We start from the raw sequence: 19,165 nt of genomic DNA on the forward strand, positions 1-19,165 counted from the left end.
ATCTCATTTAAACTTATCTTTTTAAGGAAAAATGTCCTCTCAAAATAGGCTTCGAATCATCTATTTTTAAAGCATACCAATAGTCAGAAGCCGGCATTGGTGTTTTTTCGAATGTGCCGTCCCAGCTCATTTTTGAAGCATTTAATTGTGCGATTAATTTTCCGTAACGGTCAAATATAGTCACCTGCGCCTGAGGATAATTTTCCATCCCTGTTACTTCCCATAAATCATTATAACTATCGTTGTTAGGGGTAAAAAATGCTGGAAAAACGAGTACAACAAAATCCAGTCCGATGCCTCCGCAGCCATTTTTTTCTTTAACATAAGCTGTGTGAAGTCCTCCGGGAACATCATAAAAAATATTTGAATCCTGAAAATTTATACCGTCTACAGAATATTCAAAGTAAGGTTCTTCTTTTTTTAGCTGAATTTCGACTTGTGTTCCATTTATAATAATTCTGTTAATTTCTGGAAAGTAATGTTCGTCAACAATGATGGTTTTTCGACTTGTGCAATTTTCGGGCGAAGGACTTGTAACGTCAACAGTATAAGTTCCGGCTTTTGTGATATCTGTAGTTTGAGTTGTTGCTCCGTTTGACCACAAATAACTCATTCCGCTGATTCCTGCATCTAATGTTACTGTTTTAGACTGGCATAAAATTACATTTTCGTTGGTGACAACCGGCGGTGTATAAACTTCAATGTGAACAGGTGTGCGATTAGAATTGATACAGCCGGCATTATTGGCTTCGGCATAATAGGTAGTGTTAGATGAAATTACGGGTGTTATAAAACTGTTTCCGTTAAACAAACTTGTACCGCCGGCAGCGGTTGTAAACCAGTTTATTGTTCCAATATTTGAACTTGCTTTTATAATAGCAGAACCTGGTCCGCAGTTATAATAAACCGGCTGGCCTGCAGTGGGAGGCAGCGGGGTAGAGTTAACAACTGCTGTAATAGGTTTTCTGTTAGATTCGCATCCGGCATCAATATAATAAGTGGTTGTTGAGCTTATGAACGGTGTGGTATAAGTATTGCCAGATGCAAGCAGATTTCCTCCAACAAGGGCATCGAACCAGCGAATTACAGTTCCTGTATTAGATGAAGCTTTAAGAGTTATAACACCAGAGTCGCAAACTGTATCAAGATTTGGAGCAGGTGTGGCGGCTGGAATCGTTATTTTAGTACTTGCTGCAATTTCTAATGGACTTTCGCCCAGCATACCGCCATATTCAACTACATAGCCTTTTGGCTGGTAGCTTCCTGATGTATCTCCAGTATTTGATAAATCATTCCAGGAACCTCTTATACCAACTCCCGGCTGCGTGATGTGTGCGTAGTCTTCATCACCAAGCTGATTAGGTTCTCCTGAATTCCAAAAAGCAAAATTGGGTGTTGATCCACTTGCGGTTCCGTTCCAGAAAACAGTTCCTGCTTCTGGTCCTGTAACCCATTTCCATACGCCTTCGATTTCAGCGTCACTTCCGCCAATCCATCCCGTTCCAGATGCTTGTTCACCAATTAACTTGGCTTCATCCGCAGAGAGTATTGTGGCTAAATATCCTTTAAGACCATAGTATGTACTTGCTTCTGCGGCGATCTTAGCGCTTGTCCAGCTGATGCCTATACTCGGTACAAATAAATAGTAATGCTGTGTCGAAGGCAGATAATTGGCTTGACCAATTGTTATTGAAAAAGTTCGTGTTCCTGCAGCTCCTGCTGAAGAATTAGAAAAAACGACATCTTTGATTGCGGCAATAAAATCAGTGTATAAAACATTAACGCCAGTTGGACTTGATAATTTTAGTTTTCCTGCGGTAATGTCCCAGCTTGTTGTAATTAAAGGATGAGAAGCAGGATTTAAAAGTTCTAATTTATCAAAACCACTTGAATAACCAGATGAAATTTGAATGTAAACAGCCTGAGTTGAAGGTTCAGATAAATCGTATGTAATGTTTATATCGGTTACGATGTTTATGTTACTTTGCGGACAGTATAATTGATCTCCAGTTGCTCTTATAATTGGAGGAACAACATCATAGCTTAATTTTGCGGTTCGTTTTTTGTTTGATTTTAGAGTGTCTTTTGAAGTATTTGAACTCTTATATAAAATGACAAAATTTTCATTTGCATACGATTGAATGTTAAATGCAAATAAAAAAACGGTTATAAATAAAAAATTGATACTTTTCATTTTATAAAAGTATCAATTTTGCTATGATAAAAAAATATTTTTGGATTTATAACATTTTTAGTTTTAAAATCGCTTAATAGTCACAATTATTTAACTAAAAATATTTAAAAGTGTTATTTTGGCCAGTTTAGTTTCTGAAACAAATCCCAAACTACAATTCCTGCACTGACAGCAATATTTAAAGAGTGTTTTGTGCCTAATTGAGGAATTTCGATACATCCGTCGCAAATGGCAACTGCTTCCTGCGATACGCCGTAAACTTCATTTCCAAAAACAAGAGCGTATTTCTGATTTTTTTCAACCTGAAAATCCTGAAGAAAAACTGCGCTTTCAACTTGTTCAATAGCAAGAGTTAATACATTTTCTTTTTTTAGGTTTTCAATAACTTCCAAAACATTTTCATGATGTTCCCAGGCAACCGTTTCGGTCGCGCCCAATGCAGTTTTGTGAATTTCTTTGTTTGGCGGTGTTGCGGTAATACCGCATAAGATTATCTTCTCAACCAAAAAAGCATCAGAAGTTCTAAAAACAGATCCTATATTATGTAAGCTGCGAATGTCATCCAAAACTAATATTAAAGGAGTTTTGTCTGATTTTTTAAAATCTTCAATAGATTTTCTTTCTAATTCGCTATTCTCAAGTTTTCTCATTGTTGTAAATTCAGGTCATAAAAAAAGCTTCCAAAGATAAGGAAGCTTTTTCGATTATTTTATTGTTTTTCAGATTAGCTTTTTACTGGATCTGGTAAAACAGTACCTTTAATTGTAAGTACTTTTGTTGGTTGTCCTTCTGCGTTAGAAGTAATAGTTACTGTTTTTGTAAAAGCACCAACTCTGTCAGTAGCATATTTTACACCAATAACACCTTTAGCACCTGGAGCAATAGGCTCTTTTGGAGATGTAGGAACTGTACAGCCGCAAGATCCTTGAGCGTTTGTGATGATTAACGGTTTTGTTCCGTTGTTAACAAAAACAAATTCACGTTTTCCGTCAGCATTGTGCGCAATTGTTCCGTAATCGATAGTTTCACTTTCGAAAGCCATACCTGCTCCTTCGATTTTAGCAACTTTAGCAGCTTTAGCGCTTGCTTTTTTAGTAGTTTGTGCATTAGAAGCTGTAATACCAGCTACAGCTAACATAGCGAATAAAATTATTTTTTTCATCTTTAAGGGTCTTTTTTTAAATGATAAACAAAGCTATGTAAAATTCTGAAATGAGAGCCTAAAAATATCTTAAAATATTTTAATTTTTGTAGTCCTTCGATATGCCGTCAAAATATTATAAATTCGCTGTCTTATTTTTTCATTTAAAAACATTACAATTTGGCAGCGAAAGAGAAAGTGGCGAAAGAAACGCCTTTGATGAAACAGTACAACGAAATCAAGAGAAAATATCCTGATGCATGTCTGCTTTTCAGAGTAGGAGATTTCTATGAGACCTTTGGAGAAGACGCTATCAGGGCTTCTAAAATTTTGGGGATTACCTTAACAAAAAGAGGTGCAGGGTCTGATACTGAAACTGCTCTTGCTGGTTTTCCACACCATTCTATTAATACATATCTGCCAAAATTGGTTAAGGCAGGACTTCGTGTAGCGATCTGCGATCAGCTGGAAGATCCAAAAATGACCAAAACAATTGTAAAAAGAGGAGTTACAGAACTTGTAACGCCTGGGGTTTCTTTAAACGATGAAGTTTTACAATCTAAAACAAACAATTTTTTAGCTTCTGTTTGTTTTGCTAATAAAAACATTGGAATTTCCTTTTTAGATGTTTCGACAGGGGAGTTTTTAACAGCGCAGGGAAATGCTGAATACATCGATAAATTACTGCAGAATTTTAATCCAAGCGAAGTTTTGGTCCCTAAAAACTGCAAAAGCGAATTTAAAGATGCCTTTGGAGAAGATTTTCACAGCTTTTATTTAGAGGACTGGATTTATAAAGAAGATTATGCTTTAGAAACTCTTACAAAACACTTTCAAACCAATTCTTTAAAAGGTTTTGGTGTTGAAGAATTAAAAGAAGGAATTATTTCTGCTGGAGCAATTTTATATTATTTGTCAGAAACACAGCATAATAGAGTACAGCATATTACCGCTATTCAGCGTATTGCAGAAGATGCGTATGTATGGATGGACCGTTTTACAATTAGAAACTTAGAATTGTATCACAGTTATAATCCAAATGCAGTAACGCTTTTAGATGTAATCGACAAAACACTTTCACCAATGGGAGGTCGTTTGTTGAAACGCTGGCTGGCTTTACCTTTAAAAGATACAAATAAGATTAAAGGACGTCATGCTGTGGTTTCGTATTTGAAATCAAATCCTGAAATTCTCCATAATATTCAATATCAAATTAAACAGATTTCAGATCTGGAACGTTTGATTTCTAAAATTGCGGCTGGAAAAGTTTCTCCGCGAGAAATTGTTTATTTAAAAGAATCGCTGGATGCTATTATTCCAATTAAAACATTAGCGCTCGAAAGTCCGCAGGAAGCTGTAAAAGTTATTGGGGATAGTTTGCACTCGTGTGATTTGCTGCGTGAAAAAATTAAAACAACATTAAATCAGGACGCGCCCGTTGCAATTTCAAAAGGAAATGCAATTGCGACAGGAGTTAATGAAGAACTAGATGAATTAAGAGCAATTTCTACATCTGGAAAAGAATTTTTAGAAGGAATCGAAAGAAGAGAATCAGAACGAACAGGGATTTCTTCTTTAAAAATATCATTCAATAATGTCTTTGGGTATTATATTGAAGTTAGAAACACGCACAAAGACAAAGTTCCGGAAGAATGGATTCGTAAACAGACTTTAGTAAATGCAGAACGCTACATTACTGAAGAATTAAAAGAGTACGAAACGAAAATTCTGGGTGCTGAGGAGAAAATTCATAAAATTGAATCAGAGCTTTTTGAGCAGTTGGTAAATTGGATTGCGACTTATATTAAGCCGGTTCAAATGAATGCTTATTTGGTAGCACAATTAGACTGTTTGTGTTCGTTTACACAAATGGCTGTAGAAAACCAATATGTATGTCCGGAAATCGACGATACTTTTGAACTGGATATTAAAAATGGAAGACACCCTGTAATTGAGAAACAATTACCGGTTGGAACACCTTATATTGCAAATGATGTTTTCTTAGACAGAGAAAAACAGCAGATTATTATGATTACCGGACCTAACATGTCGGGTAAGTCGGCTATTTTGAGGCAAACGGCTTTAATTGTGCTTTTGGCGCAAATGGGAAGTTTTGTTCCGGCAGACAGTGTTAGAATGGGAATTGTAGATAAGATTTTTACAAGAGTAGGAGCTTCGGATAATATTTCGATGGGAGAATCTACGTTTATGGTTGAAATGAATGAAACGGCTTCGATTTTGAATAATATTTCAGACCGCAGTTTGGTGCTGTTGGATGAAATTGGAAGAGGGACCAGTACGTATGATGGAATTTCGATTGCCTGGGCTATTGCCGAATTTCTGCATGAACATCCTTCAAAAGCTAAAACTCTGTTTGCGACGCATTATCATGAGTTGAATGAAATGACGGAGTCGCTTCCTAGAATTCAAAATTATAATGTAGCGGTAAAAGAATTAAAAGATACGGTTCTTTTTGTTAGAAAGCTTGTAAAAGGCGGAAGTGCGCATAGTTTTGGTATTCATGTGGCAAAAATGGCTGGAATGCCGCAGCTTGTAATTTCAAAAGCGCAGAAACTTTTAAAGAAACTCGAAAAGAATCATTCAAGTGATGCTCTCAACGGAATTAAATCAGCAAATGATGAAATGCAGATGAGTTTCTTTAATTTGGATGATCCTTTATTAGAAGAAATAAAAGAAGAAATATTAAGTTTGGATATAAATGCAATTACGCCGGTTGAGGCGCTTATGAAGCTTAATGAGATCAAGCGAATGCTGGTCAAAAAATAAAATTAAAAATTTTCAATTTTAAAGTTTAGGTTATCAGAAGGTTATAAAATAAGTAAACTTTTTTTTCAAAAAACGCTTGTGTAATTGAATAAATGTCCTAAATTTGCACTCGCAATACGAAACAAATCAAGTGTTGCAGTTCTTAAACAGAATTTGAAAATGCGAAAATAGCTCAGTTGGTAGAGCGCGACCTTGCCAAGGTCGAGGTCGCGGGTTCGAGCCCCGTTTTTCGCTCTAGACCATATAATGCTCGGATGGTGAAATTGGTAGACACGCTGGACTTAAAATCCAGTGAACAGCAATGTTCGTGCGGGTTCAAGTCCCGCTCTGAGTACTAAAGCCTCTTCTTTTGAAGAGGCTTTTTTTATTGTGCAAACTCAATAGTTTGAAATTAATTTGTAAAGAATTAATTTTAAAAGAATCTAAGGATTTGAGGAGGCTTAAAATCTAAAATCAACAATCTAAAATTTAAAATAAAAATATGGGTGCTTTTGTAATTAGCAAGCGGTTTAATGATGAATATAAGTTTGTGTTTACATCTAGAAAAGGGAAAGTTATTTTTACGAGTTTAAGTTATGAGTTGAGGTTTGAGTGTGAAGAGGATATTGAGAAATTTAAATCGACAATTGAGCTTGCCAGATTTTTGAAATTTAAAGGTTCAGGGGGGAAGTATTTTTTTAAATTGATGCTTGGTGATGTTCATTTTGCGACAAGTCGAAAATATACTACAGAATTGCTTCTTCAGAAAGGGATAAAGGAAATTGTAACGTATGCTTCAAGAGCTGAGATTCTTGATTTTTCTTCAAGTGAGTCTATTTTTGAAGATGAGGAGGTTTTTGAGGAGGAAGAAGTGGAAGAGTAGGTAATAAAAAAAAGCGTTCATGAAAATGAACGCTTTTTTATGGCTCAATGTTGAGATTTGGCCAAAAAAAAACCATCGATTTCGATGGTTTTAAAATTTTTAGAACTTAGGTTCTAATTATTTTTTTACTTCTTTAGCAGCATCTTCTACTTTTGCAGCAGCAGAATCAACTTTAGCAGCAGCAGAATCAACAGTTGCAGCAGCAGAATCAACTACAGTAGCAGCAGAATCAACAGCAACAGCAGTAGAATCTACAGTTTCAGTAGCTGCAGCGTCAGCTTTTTTACAAGATACAACAGTTAAAACAGCAACAACAGCTAAACTTAAAAATACTTTTTTCATCTTACTTTATTATAAAAGGTTAATTATTAATTCGTGGCAAAGATATAAATTTTTTAATATGTAAAATATTTTTTCACTTTTTTTTTAAAATATTTTCCTCCGCTCACGTTTATCTTATTTATCAAATAATATGCCAAATTTATAAAATTATCTTAAATTATCTAATGTTTTGTGTAAATAATTATTTGTTGAATATTCTGTTGGAAATTTGGCTGTTTTGATTGCCTCTGTTGCGTTTTATTTTGCTTTTTAAGGATAATTCTGTTTCCTTGTTTAATGAAAAAATGGTTCTTAAAATGAACTTTAATTAAATTACAGCTTCAAAACTCCAAAATTAAAGACAGAATATTTACGAAACTATTTTCATAATCGTATTTGTGGCTCCTTTGTTGTTCTGAATAAATGACTTACAAATATGACTTTTTTCTGTTAGCAATTTCGGATCGTTAATTAAACGGTCTAAAATCTCTTTTAGTTCCAGGAAGTTTGTTATGGAAATACAGCCTCCAAGTTCAACTAAAGATACAGCTTCTGCAAAATTTGAATAATTAGGTCCAATAACTATTGGGATTCCAAATGTTGCGGGTTCAAGAATATTATGGATTCCGGGATTTCCAAATCCTCCGCCTACGTAAGCGATTGTTCCGTAACTGTAAATTTTGGTCAGAATTCCAATTGTGTCAATTATAAAGACATTATAATTAGATAAATCTTTGTTTTCTTTCTCAGAAAATAAAACGGTTGACTTTGTAATTTGTGATTTAAGATTTGAAATCTGCTCTGTCTTTATATTATGCGGTGCAATGATAAATTTTACATTTTCCGGTGCCTGATTAATATATTCTATTAATAAAACTTCGTCTTTCGGCCATGAACTTCCAATTACAATAGTCAGCTGATTGTTTTTAAAATTTTCAACATAGTTCAGGATATTGTCTCTCTCCAAGATGGCATTTACCCGATCAAAACGAGTATCGCCGGAAACAATTACGTTTTTAAAACCAATCGCTTCAATTTTTTGTTTTGAGCTTTCATTTTGAACAAAAAAGTAAGTGAAAGCGTTTAGCGCTTTTCTGTAAAATCCGCCATACCATTTAAAAAACATCTGGCTGTCTCTAAAAATACCCGAAATCAAATAAGTTGATGTTTTGCTTTTTTCTAATTCGTTTAAATAATTCAGCCAAAACTCATATTTAATGAAAAAAGCAAATTCGGGATGAACTAATTTTAAAAATCTCTTCGCATTGCTTTTAGTGTCAAGCGGTAAATAAATTGTCACATCGGCAACTGTGTTATTTTTACGCACTTCGTATCCAGATGGTGAAAAAAAGGTTACAATGATTTTATGCGACGGGTATTTTTCTTTGATTTTTTCAATTACTGGAAGCCCTTGTTCGTACTCGCCCAATGAGGCAGAATGAAACCAAATAGTTTTATCGTTTGCTTTGATTTTTTCTTCTAAAACAGAAAATACATTTTTTCGGCCTTCCACAAAAAGCTTAATTTTCGGACTAAATAGTGCTATGATTTTTAAGAAAAATCCTGCGATGTAAATGGTTAGATTGTATAAAAAAAGCATGTAATTTTTTTTGCAGCTAAATTACATTTCTTTCGACTATTTTCATTGGTTTGAAGCTATTAATAACTATTTTTGTTCCTCCTTTTAGAGATTTCTGTCTAAAATAGAGTCTTTAATTTTAAACATTATTCAAAAATGAAAAAAATACAAATGGTTGACTTAAAGAGTCAATACGAAAAAATAAAATCTACTGTAGATGCTTCTATTCAAGAAGTTTTAGACACAAATACTTATATTAACGGGCCATTAGTTCATCAGTTTCAAAAAAATCTTGAAGACTATTTAGGAGCAAAACATGTGATTCCATGTGCAAATGGTACAGATGCTTTGCAGATTGCAATGATGGGATTAGATTTAAAACCAGGTGACGAAGTAATTACTGCCGATTTTACTTTTGCAGCAACTGTTGAGGTAATTGCTTTATTACAATTGACTCCGGTTTTAGTTGATGTTGATCTGCATAATATGAACATCGATATTGATGCAGTGAAAAAAGCAATCACGCCAAAAACAAAAGCAATTGTTCCAGTTCACTTATTTGGACGTGCGGCGAATATGGACGCGATTATGGAAATTGCTGCAGAACATAATTTATATGTAATTGAAGATAATGCACAGGCAATTGGAGCAGATTATATTTCTAAATCTGGAACAAAATCAAAAGTAGGAACAATTGGCCACGTTGCAGCAACTTCGTTCTTTCCATCTAAAAACTTAGGATGTTATGGAGACGGAGGAGCAATTTTTACAAATGATGATAAATTAGCACACATCATCCGCGGAATTGTAAATCACGGAATGTACGAGCGTTACCACCACGATGTTGTAGGTGTAAATTCTCGTTTAGATAGTATTCAGGCTGGAGTTTTAAATGCAAAATTGCCGCTTTTAGATGAATATAATGCAGCACGTCGTTTAGCAGCAACAAAATACAATGCAGCTTTTGCCGGAAATGCAAAAATTATTACTCCGGATTTTGATGCAAACGAAAATGATCACGTTTTTCATCAATATGTGTTGAGAATTTTAGATGCTGATAGAAATGCTTTAATGCAGCATTTATTAGACAAAGGAATTCCATGTGCGATTTACTATCCAATTCCATTGCATTCTCAAAAAGCATACTTAGATCCTCGTTATAAAGAAGAGCAGTTCCCGGTAACTGATCAATTGGTACAGGAAGTAATTGCTTTACCAATGCATACTGAGCTTGACGACGAACAAATTAAATTTATTACAGATTCTGTTTTAGAATTTTTAAATAAATAATAAAAGCCAAAATAACCACAAAACAACCCAATAAATGAAAGTATTAGTAACAGGAGGATTAGGATTTATCGGTTCTCACACTGTAGTCGAATTGCAAAACGAAGGCTATGAGGTAGTGATCATTGATAATCTTTCCAATTCTTCAGAAGATGTTTTAAAAGGGATTACCGCGATTACAGGAAAAACGCCTTTATTCGAAAAAATTGATTTAAGAGAAAAAAGCGCCGTTCGGGATTTCTTTAAAAAACACAATGATGTTACTGGTGTGATTCATTTTGCAGCTTCAAAAGCAGTTGGTGAAAGTGTTGAACAGCCTTTGTTGTATTATGAAAACAACATTAGCAGTTTAGTTTATCTTTTACAGGAATTACAGCAAAAACCTGAAGCAAGTTTTATTTTCAGTTCTTCTTGTACAGTTTACGGTCAGGCCGAAAAAATGCCAATTACAGAAGATGCTCCGGTACAAACTGCAATGTCTCCTTACGGAAATACCAAACAGATGGGAGAAGAAATTATTACCGATACAGCAAAGGTTACTAATATCAGCGCGATTTTATTACGTTATTTTAATCCGGTTGGAGCACATGAAACAGCTGAAATTGGAGAGCTTCCGTTGGGAGTTCCTCAAAATTTAGTTCCGTTTATCACGCAGACTGGAGTTGGTTTGCGCCAGGAATTATCGGTTTTTGGAAATGATTATCCAACACCGGACGGTACTGCGGTTCGTGATTATATTCATGTTGTCGATTTAGCAAAAGCGCACGTAATTGCTTTACAACGTTTGTTTAATAAAAAGAATGCAGCAAAAGTAGAAACCTTCAATTTAGGAACAGGAAAAGGAAGTTCTGTTTTAGAAGTCATTCATAGCTTTGAAAAAGTCAGCGGTAAAAAACTGCCTTACAAGATGATGCCTCGTCGTGAAGGTGATATTACTGAAGCTTATGCAAATACAGATAAGGCAAATAATGTCTTAGGATGGAAGGCAGAACTTAGTTTAGACGAAGCAATGGCAAGCGCCTGGAAATGGGAACAAAAAGTGAGGAATAAATAAATTCTTTATTAGTTAAAATTATAAAATTTTAAGATCCCAAATTATAGCAGTATAGTTTGGGATTTTTTTTTAACGTATTAATTATCATGAAACAAAGCTTAGATTATAAATTAATATTTGCCTTAGCGGCTGTTGGAATTATTTGGGGAACTACCTTTTTGGGGATTAGAGTTGCGGTTGAAACTATTCCGCCTTGGTTTGTAACTTCAATTCGTCAGGGATTGGCAGGAATAATCATGATGATTATTTTATTGTTCAAAAAAGAATTGAAATGGATTGGGTGGGAGAATTTAAAACACCAGCTCGTTCCTTCTATTTTGATGATTGTAATTGCAAATGGTTTTACAACCGTTGCTGAGCAGACTGTGCCAAGCGGACTTGCTTCGGTAATTAGTGCTATGGCTCCTATACTTATTTTTCTGGGCAGTATTTTATTTAAATTACAAAAACCAAGTTTAAGAGGATTTATTGGAGTCATAATAGGATTTTCGGGAGTGGTTTTTATATTTAAAGACGGACTAGGATCTTTTTTAGATGCCGATTATAGAATTGGAATGATGTTTATGGGATTTGCAATTACTGCTTGGGCGGCCGGAACAATTTATACCAAACTTCATGGGAATAAATCTAAAAATATAGTTCTTAATTTATTTTACCAGTTTACAATGGCTTCGTGCATTCAGATTGTTTTGGCATTTATTTTTTCGCCCACTATTGATGTGAATTTATGGAGTACTAAAAGTATTTTTGCGGCATTATATTTGTCAATTTTCGGATCTGTAATTGCTTTTTTCAGCTATAATTATGCTCTGAAACACGTTACTCCGGTTCAGGTTTCTATTTTAGCCTATATCAATACTATAATTGCGGTATTTTTTGGCTGGCTGATTTTGGATGAAAAAATTACAATTGATTTTATAATTGCAACTATTCTAATCATTTTGGGAGTTTTTATTATTAATTACAAAAAGAAGGAAAAGAAAACTTTATAATGTAAATTCTAAAAGGATATCTTTTTTATTTTTCTTTTTAGTATGTCATTTCGACGAAGGAGAAATCTTCGCAAGTAGTTCGGCAAAGTTTTTGGACTTTCTATGTAGAGTTTCTTGCGAAGATTTCTCCTTCGTCGAAATGACAAAAAGCTCTGAAAAATAGATTTTTCAGAGCTTTTTTATGTGTATAGTTTTTAACTGAAAACTTTGAACACTTAAAAATTAAGCATTTGCAACAGCAGCTTCTTTGTCAATTTTATTAATCAAACCAGTTAAAACTTTTCCAGGACCAATTTCAGTAAATAAAGTAGCACCGTCAGCAATCATTTGCTGAACTGACTGAGTCCATTTTACAGGAGCAGTTAATTGAATGATTAAGTTCTTTTTAATTTCATTAGCATCAGAAACTGCGCTTGCAGTTACGTTTTGATACACTGGGCAAATAGGAGCAGAGAAAGTAGTTGCTTCAATTGCAGCAGCTAATTCTTCTCTTGCAGGCTCCATCATTGGCGAATGGAAAGCACCTCCAACAGGTAAAATTAAAGCACGTTTTGCTCCTGCAGCTTTCATTGCTTCGCAAGCTTTTTCAACAGCAGTAGTTTCACCAGAAATTACTAATTGTCCAGGGCAGTTATAGTTAGCAGCAACTACAACTCCGTCGATAGAAGCACAAACTTCTTCTACAACATTATCGGCTAAACCTAAAACTGCAGCCATTGTAGATGGAGTGATTTCGCAGGCTTTCTGCATTGCAAGAGCACGTTGAGAAACTAATTTTAAACCATCTTCAAAAGATAAAGTTCCGTTAGCAACCAAAGCTGAAAATTCTCCTAATGAATGTCCTGCAACCATTTCCGGTTTGAAATCTTCTAAAGTTTTCGCTAAAATAACAGAATGTAAAAATACTGCAGGCTGTGTAACTTTAGTTTCTTTTAGTTCTTCGGCAGTGCCTTCAAACATGATATCAGTAATTCTAAAACCTAGAATTTCATTTGCTTTTTCGAATAATTCTTTGGCTAAAGCCGAATTTTCATAAAGGTCTTTACCCATTCCTGTGAATTGTGCACCTTGACCCGGAAATACGTATGCTTTCATTTGTCTAATTTAATTTTTACTTTTTTTAAAATTGAAAATTAGTTTCAATTGGAAGGCAAAAGTACTATTTTTTTAGCTCGAATAATCCTTAAACATATAAATCCATGCTAATCTTGAAAATCTAAGATTAAAAGGAGTAAGCAAAGTAATGGTTACGGCAATAATTGGAAGGATTCTTAAATCGAAATTTGTTTCAAAGAAAAACTGTGCAATACAATATGTTGCAATTCCCTGAGCCACGGTTAATCCGTAGTTTACGTACATGGCACCAAAGAAATAACCAGGCTCTTTTTGGAATTTGTAATTGCAATGACTGCAGTATTCATTCATTTTTGGAAAACTGAAATTCAGAAAAATATTCTTGTCTGTAAAAACTTTTCCTTTATGACAAACAGGGCATTCGTTTTTTAAAATATGAGTTAATGCGCTTGACATGATATTGTTGATTTTTGTTTATACAAAGGTAATTCAGAGCATTGTAAAAGTCTTTTTAGTATCTTCGCTTATTATAGTACAATAAAGACATTTTTTATGAAACGATATCCCATTTATAGTGTTCAGAATTTTAGCTGTAACGATATTCACCGCGATTTTTACGTCAATACTTTTAAAGAGCATTTAAAAAGTCACAGTTTTGTCGAAGAACCACATCGTCATGACTCGTATTTAATGGTATTTTTTACGAAAGGTTCAGGATTGCATGAAGTCGATTTTGATCAGTTCGAAATCAAAAGAGGAAGTCTTTTTGTACTGCAGCCGGGACAAATGCACCATTGGAGTTTATCCGAAGACATTGAAGGTTTTGTAATTATCTTTTCTCAGGAATTGTACAATTTGTATTTCGGGCAAAAAAAGATCAACGATTATAATTTTTATCATTCTATTCAAAACCGGCCAGAAATGGTTTTTGAAGAAAAAGAAATCCCAAAAATCCAGCCTTATTTCGATTTACTGATTCAGGAAAATAGCCAAGACAATAAATACCAATTAGACAAATTATTGAATTTGTTGGATTGTATTCATATTGAAGTAGCCAGAAAATATGGCGAAACCTATTCGCATCAAACCCATTCATACAATATCAAAATCAACAAGTTTGAATTACTTTTGGAAGAATATTTCAGAACCGAGAAATTGCCTTCGTTTTATGCAGAAAAACTAAATATTACGCTGAAACATTTAAACAGAATCTGCAACGAAATTCTCCAAAAAACAGCAACTGAAGTTATCACAGATCGTGTAATTCTGGAAATAAAAAGAATGCTGATCGATAAGCAATTAGCTGTAAACGAAGTCGCATTCAAAGTCGGTTACGAAGATTACTCGTATTTCTCCCGTTTCTTCAAAAAACAAACTGGAATGTCGCCGACTGAATTTAGAAATATAAAATAAAAAAGAGCTTCGACTTCGCTCAGCCTGACAATCGTATTCTTAAATATATCATATGTCAGGCTGAGCGAAGTCGAAGCTCTTGTTCCTAAAAGCAAAAAAGCCTGTACCCCGAGAAGGCACAGGCTTTTTAACCAACCAAATTAAAACCTATTATAAAGTATTAGGCTTGTTTTACAAATTGTAATTCAATGTTTAAACGAACTTCTTCTCCTACTAAAACACCACCTGTTTCAAGAGCTGAGTTCCAGTTTAAACCCCAATCTTTACGATTAATTTTTCCTTCTATGCTTAAACCTACTTTTGTATTTCCCCAAGGATCAGTCATGATTCCGCTAAATTCAACTGGGAATTTTACTGTTTTAGAAACACCTTTAATGTCTAAATCTCCAGTTAATTCATATTCACCATCGTTGATTTTTTTGAAAGAAGAAGATTTGAAAGTTAATTTTGGATGATTTTCAGCGTCAAAGAAATCACCACTTCTTAAATGTCCGTCACGATCTGCGTTTGCAGTGTCTACTGAAGCGATATCAGCAGAAAAACTGAAATCTGCATTATCAAAACTTTCTCCTTCTGTGATTGCAGAAGCTTCATAAGTTCCAAATTTTCCTGAAACATTTGTAAACATCATGTGTTTAACTTTAAAACCAATTTCTGAGTGAGTTGGGTCAATTGACCATTTTGTAGTTGCCATAATTTTATTTTTTTAAATATTTTAAATAATTAATTTCATTTTGATAGGACAAAGTTACGGTGAGAGTTATCCTGAAGCACTTAACCTAGATTAAGAAATAAAAAATGTATTTTTTTTTTTTTTTTTTTTTTTGCCACAGATTACACAGATTAAAATGATTTAAAAAAAATATTGCCACGAATTACACGAATTTCCACGAAATAAATTGAATCAAAATTTGTGAAAATTTGTGCAATTTGTGGCGAAAAAAATCAATTTAATCCTTTTAATTTATGGCGAAAAAACTAATGCTTAAAGCTTAGCTTTTGTTATTCATATAAAATGTCAGCGCTCCCGACGGACATTTGTTAACAGTAGATATTATTTTCTCAGTTGTAGATTGTTCTGGAGTAATCCACGGTTTTTCTTTTGGGCGAAAAACATCCGGATTGTTTTTGACACAATTTGCCGAGTGAATGCATTTTCCAGATTGCCATACAATCGTAACTTCTCCGTTTGTATATTCTTTAGTGAGGTTGTTTGGATTCATGGTTTAAAATTTTAAGAGTTAGTTTAATTTTAAAGTCAGACCAATTTTCTTATTTATAAAGTTAGTCTTTCTTTTTTGAAATGGGATAAAAAAAGAAACGATAATAATCTGATTTTCAGATTTATTATCGTTTCAAAGTATAGGTGTTAATTTTTTTGTTTGAATTAATAATTCATTGGAATGTCCATTAATAAAAATTCAGCGTCTGTATTTGCTTTAATATTCAAAGTGTCAGTTCCTGAAATTCCAACCGCATCACGAGTATTTAATTCCTGACCGTTGATGGTTACATTTCCTTTCAAAACGAAAGCATAAACTCCGTTTCCTTCTTTTTTGATTTTATATTCAGTTGCAGTTCCTGCATCAAAATTTCCCATGTTGAACCACGCATCTTGGTGAATCCAAACTCCTTCATCATCTGCATTTGGAGATAAAACTTGTGCTAATTTATTATGTCTGTCAGCAACATTCAAAGTAATTTGCTGATAACGTGGCGTAACGTTTCTTTTGTTTGGAAACAACCAAATTTGTAGCAATTTAGTCTGCTGATCTTCGTTCGGGTTAAACTCACTATGCTGAATTCCTGTTCCTGCACTCATAACCTGAATGTCACCATTTTTGATTACTTCAGTGTTTCCCATGCTGTCTTTGTGAGCCAAATCACCTTCTAATGGAATCGTAATAATTTCCATATTATCGTGAGGGTGAGTTCCAAATCCCATTCCGGCAGCAATCGTATCGTCATTCAAAACACGAAGCGCTCCAAATTGAATTCTATCTGGATTGTACCAGCTCGCAAAACTAAAACTATGATAAGCATTTAACCATCCGTGATTTGCATTTCCTCTTGATTCTGCTTTGTGCAATACTATATTTTCCATGATTTTGTCTTTTATTGATTTTGATGGTACAAAGATACAGCCGATGTAAAGGAAAAGCACTTAATGTAGATTAAGAAAAGATTCTGAGGTTCTAAGTGGCTAAGATTCTAAGTTTTTTTTTGAAGCAGAAGAATCGTTTTCAAAAGACCTGAGGTCCCGCTATCCGTTTCAATCTTTTGTACCGAACCCCGGTACAAAAGGATTTCCACTTCTATCGGGGCTACACTAGAAATTTAATTTTCAGAAGTTGGTTAGGTGTAAAGGCGTAAAGTTCCGAAGGAACAATACATATTGTAGGGATGGATTTTAATCCATTCTTCGCAAGTAGCTCGACAAAGATTGGAAATTATAAAGTTTTTTTTAGCTTCAATTAACCACACAGTTTGTCATCCTGAGGAACGAAGGATCACACGAGAAATTCTGCCTGCATAATCACCAATCTTTGCCGACTTCCGAGTGTGATCCTTCGTTCCTTAGGATGACAAGATTGCGCTGAATTACTTAATCTTAATCAATTTTCCTTTCCCAACTACTTCGTCAAGATAATTCGAAGCAGAACTTTGCTTATCATGCATATAAAATAGAATCGTATCTTTTTCGATTTGATCTTTTGGAATACTTATAACTAAATCAGTATTAATGAAATTATCCAGTACTATTTTGCTGCCATAAGAAATTTTTCCTTTTGGCAGATATTTGTTATCAAAGGCAAAAATGCTGTCCTTAAAAGTAATTTTATCTTTTTGGATATAAGTATTGTCCTCTTCAATCAAGTAATTGTAACGGCCAATAAGTTTGTCTGTTTTCTGAGTAAAACTAATTAAAAGCAGTGTCGTTATTAAGGCAAAATATTTCATGGCATTCTAACTATATTGATTCATAAATTGCTGTACAACAGCATCGGTATTCTCATGGCGTTTTTTTCTTTCTAAAACAACTGGCGGTGCTGCTCTTTCCAGACAATCCTGAACAGCACAGGTTTCGCAAGTTACACCAACAATTCGTTTCACCAAAGGTTTTCCGTCAATGACCTTGAATTTCTTTTTCATTGTTGGATTAATCAAAATTCCGACAGAAATACTTCGAATGGTATCATGTAAAAAAGGATCCTTTGTTGCTGATGAAAATACTAAATATTCGTTTCCGCTATTCGCATAACTGGAAATTTGCGCATCAAAAAAATGAGATTTATTTTGTTTGATGGCTTCGTCAATCGTTTTAACCGAAACCCATCTTCTGCAATAATGCTCGTTGGTTTCGTTGGCGTGCGGTTCTTGCTGATGTGTAATGTGTAATTCTTTATTAATTTGGTAAACATCAGAACCAATTCGGTGTGATAATCTTAAAAAGAATAAATTCTTTAGTTGAAAATCTTTCGGTAATAAATTGGTCAATCTTTGGTAAAAAGATTCAGGCGAAACTTCAAAACTTTCAATTAATTGAACAAATTCTTCTGGTTTCGGATTCTCATTTTCTAAAAAAGAATTGATTTTGTCTACTACTAATTTCCTTGGAAGTAACAAAGCACCAGCAAAATAAGAAGCGTAAAAATTATGCAAAACCTGATCGAAATTTTCAAACTTAATCCAACTGAAAGTCAGTAATCGATCGGATATTTTTAGATAATTATAAGCTATTTCTTTGGCTAAAATAAATGCTTTCTGCGGAGCATCGAGTTCAGTTGAAAGCAATAAAGTCTTGCTTTTTGGAACATAAATCGAACGTAAATCGCCCAAAGCTTCCTGATCTGTAAACGCTATTTCTCTGATGTTGTATTCGTATTCTTCTTTTAAAATCGCTTCCAGTTCTTCAACGCTGATTTTAGAATCCAGATTAATTTGAAACGACTTCGAAAACGCGATTACTTTTTCTTCTAAATCTTCAAAATAATTACTATGTGCTTCCTGATACGAACGCAAAGCAGCTAAAAAGAAACTTTCACGGCTTAAATTATAATGCTGTGCAATTTCGATAATCGTACTAATAAACGCATTGACTTTTGCCGGAGCATTGGCAATAATATCAATTAAATCAGCTTCTTGAATTCCGAAAAGTTCCAGCGGAATCTCTTTTAAAATGCCTGATTTTAATATTTCGCCAATAGGAGCTAGGTTGTTATCGAGTTTTAAAGACACCATTTGGTCATAAGTCACGTCCAAATGTTCGCAGAGCAATAAAATTTTATCGGTTTTTGGATATTTTTTCCCCTTTTCAATCTCGTTTAAGTACGATTTTGAAAGATTGGTCAATTTGGCCAAGCCAAAAAGAGAAAGATTTTTTTGCGTTCTGACTTGTTTCAATTTTAGTCCGAAGATCAGCTTTATATAGTCTTTTTCGATATCCATGAACCAAATATA

General features: G+C 34.1%; 18 protein-coding genes and 2 tRNA genes. 8 read left to right on the top strand and 12 right to left on the bottom strand.

Annotation, left to right across the window (positions count from 1 at the left end):
* Positions 1 to 13 precede the first annotated feature (13 nt).
* From FJOH_RS08910 to FJOH_RS08920, 3 genes are all read right to left on the bottom strand, one after another.
* Positions 14 to 2,194, bottom strand: a complete 2,181-nt coding sequence (locus FJOH_RS08910; RefSeq protein ID WP_012023796.1) for an Ig-like domain-containing protein — start codon at positions 2,192 to 2,194, stop codon at positions 14 to 16.
* A 113-nt stretch (positions 2,195 to 2,307) separates the two neighbouring features.
* The gene (locus FJOH_RS08915) at positions 2,308 to 2,844 is read right to left on the bottom strand and encodes an RNA methyltransferase (RefSeq protein WP_012023797.1); all 537 of its coding nucleotides are present in this window, start codon (positions 2,842 to 2,844) and stop codon (positions 2,308 to 2,310) included.
* Positions 2,845 to 2,918: 74 nt separating this feature from the next.
* Positions 2,919 to 3,356 (bottom strand): DUF1573 domain-containing protein, encoded by a 438-nt coding sequence (locus FJOH_RS08920; RefSeq protein ID WP_012023798.1) that lies wholly within the window; start codon positions 3,354 to 3,356, stop codon positions 2,919 to 2,921.
* Positions 3,357 to 3,515: 159 nt separating this feature from the next.
* Here FJOH_RS08920 and mutS point away from each other — a divergent pair, with 159 nt between their 5' ends.
* From mutS to FJOH_RS08940, 4 genes are all read left to right on the top strand, one after another.
* Complete coding sequence (mutS, locus tag FJOH_RS08925; RefSeq protein ID WP_044047604.1) at positions 3,516 to 6,122, top strand: DNA mismatch repair protein MutS; 2,607 nt, start codon at positions 3,516 to 3,518, stop codon at positions 6,120 to 6,122.
* Between the two features lie 161 nt (positions 6,123 to 6,283).
* Positions 6,284 to 6,356 (top strand) — tRNA-Gly (locus tag FJOH_RS08930).
* Positions 6,357 to 6,370: 14 nt separating this feature from the next.
* Positions 6,371 to 6,456 (top strand) — tRNA-Leu (locus FJOH_RS08935).
* A gap of 147 nt (positions 6,457 to 6,603) precedes the next feature.
* On the top strand, positions 6,604 to 6,984 hold the full coding sequence (locus FJOH_RS08940) for a hypothetical protein (RefSeq protein WP_012023800.1): 381 nt from the start codon (positions 6,604 to 6,606) through the stop codon (positions 6,982 to 6,984).
* Between the two features lie 117 nt (positions 6,985 to 7,101).
* On the opposite strand, the gene FJOH_RS08945 is transcribed toward FJOH_RS08940, so the two are convergent.
* Entirely contained in the window at positions 7,102 to 7,326 is a 225-nt protein-coding gene (locus tag FJOH_RS08945; RefSeq protein ID WP_012023801.1) for a PG1828 family lipoprotein, read from the bottom strand.
* 349 nt (positions 7,327 to 7,675) lie between these two features.
* A complete protein-coding gene (locus FJOH_RS08950) occupies positions 7,676 to 8,905 on the bottom strand; it encodes a 3-deoxy-D-manno-octulosonic acid transferase (RefSeq protein ID WP_012023802.1) in 1,230 nt (409 codons plus the stop codon).
* A 135-nt stretch (positions 8,906 to 9,040) separates the two neighbouring features.
* Between FJOH_RS08950 and FJOH_RS08955 the strand changes: the two genes are divergently transcribed.
* From FJOH_RS08955 to FJOH_RS08965, 3 genes are all read left to right on the top strand, one after another.
* Positions 9,041 to 10,174 carry a DegT/DnrJ/EryC1/StrS family aminotransferase gene (locus tag FJOH_RS08955; RefSeq protein WP_012023803.1) on the top strand — a complete coding sequence of 378 codons (1,134 nt, stop codon included), beginning with the start codon at positions 9,041 to 9,043 and terminating at the stop codon, positions 10,172 to 10,174.
* Positions 10,175 to 10,208: 34 nt separating this feature from the next.
* Positions 10,209 to 11,225: a UDP-glucose 4-epimerase GalE gene (galE, locus tag FJOH_RS08960; RefSeq protein ID WP_012023804.1), complete on the top strand. Its 1,017-nt coding sequence runs from the start codon at positions 10,209 to 10,211 to the stop codon at positions 11,223 to 11,225.
* An 86-nt stretch (positions 11,226 to 11,311) separates the two neighbouring features.
* Positions 11,312 to 12,217, top strand: coding sequence for a DMT family transporter (locus FJOH_RS08965; RefSeq protein WP_012023805.1), 906 nt, complete (start codon positions 11,312 to 11,314; stop codon positions 12,215 to 12,217).
* A gap of 222 nt (positions 12,218 to 12,439) precedes the next feature.
* Here the strand turns inward: FJOH_RS08965 and fabD are convergent, their stop codons facing one another.
* Together fabD and FJOH_RS08975 are read right to left on the bottom strand one after the other, a co-directional pair.
* The gene (fabD, locus tag FJOH_RS08970) at positions 12,440 to 13,312 is read right to left on the bottom strand and encodes an ACP S-malonyltransferase (RefSeq protein ID WP_012023806.1); all 873 of its coding nucleotides are present in this window, start codon (positions 13,310 to 13,312) and stop codon (positions 12,440 to 12,442) included.
* 72 nt (positions 13,313 to 13,384) lie between these two features.
* Entirely contained in the window at positions 13,385 to 13,747 is a 363-nt protein-coding gene (locus FJOH_RS08975; RefSeq protein WP_012023807.1) for a DUF983 domain-containing protein, read from the bottom strand.
* A 96-nt stretch (positions 13,748 to 13,843) separates the two neighbouring features.
* Here FJOH_RS08975 and FJOH_RS08980 point away from each other — a divergent pair, with 96 nt between their 5' ends.
* Positions 13,844 to 14,704 carry a helix-turn-helix domain-containing protein gene (locus FJOH_RS08980; RefSeq protein ID WP_012023808.1) on the top strand — a complete coding sequence of 287 codons (861 nt, stop codon included), beginning with the start codon at positions 13,844 to 13,846 and terminating at the stop codon, positions 14,702 to 14,704.
* A gap of 160 nt (positions 14,705 to 14,864) precedes the next feature.
* On the opposite strand, the gene FJOH_RS08985 is transcribed toward FJOH_RS08980, so the two are convergent.
* The 5 genes from FJOH_RS08985 to FJOH_RS09005 form a co-directional block, all read right to left on the bottom strand.
* Positions 14,865 to 15,398 carry a YceI family protein gene (locus FJOH_RS08985; RefSeq protein WP_012023809.1) on the bottom strand — a complete coding sequence of 178 codons (534 nt, stop codon included), beginning with the start codon at positions 15,396 to 15,398 and terminating at the stop codon, positions 14,865 to 14,867.
* 298 nt (positions 15,399 to 15,696) lie between these two features.
* Positions 15,697 to 15,927: a (4Fe-4S)-binding protein gene (locus FJOH_RS08990; protein ID WP_012023810.1), complete on the bottom strand. Its 231-nt coding sequence runs from the start codon at positions 15,925 to 15,927 to the stop codon at positions 15,697 to 15,699.
* Positions 15,928 to 16,091: 164 nt separating this feature from the next.
* Entirely contained in the window at positions 16,092 to 16,808 is a 717-nt protein-coding gene (locus tag FJOH_RS08995; RefSeq protein ID WP_012023811.1) for a pirin family protein, read from the bottom strand.
* A 497-nt stretch (positions 16,809 to 17,305) separates the two neighbouring features.
* Complete coding sequence (locus FJOH_RS09000) at positions 17,306 to 17,665, bottom strand: hypothetical protein (RefSeq protein ID WP_012023812.1); 360 nt, start codon at positions 17,663 to 17,665, stop codon at positions 17,306 to 17,308.
* Between the two features lie 6 nt (positions 17,666 to 17,671).
* Positions 17,672 to 19,153 carry a helix-turn-helix domain-containing protein gene (locus FJOH_RS09005; RefSeq protein ID WP_012023813.1) on the bottom strand — a complete coding sequence of 494 codons (1,482 nt, stop codon included), beginning with the start codon at positions 19,151 to 19,153 and terminating at the stop codon, positions 17,672 to 17,674.
* Positions 19,154 to 19,165 lie beyond the last annotated feature (12 nt).

The organism is Flavobacterium johnsoniae UW101, from assembly GCF_000016645.1.
GTDB lineage: Bacteria > Bacteroidota > Bacteroidia > Flavobacteriales > Flavobacteriaceae > Flavobacterium > Flavobacterium johnsoniae.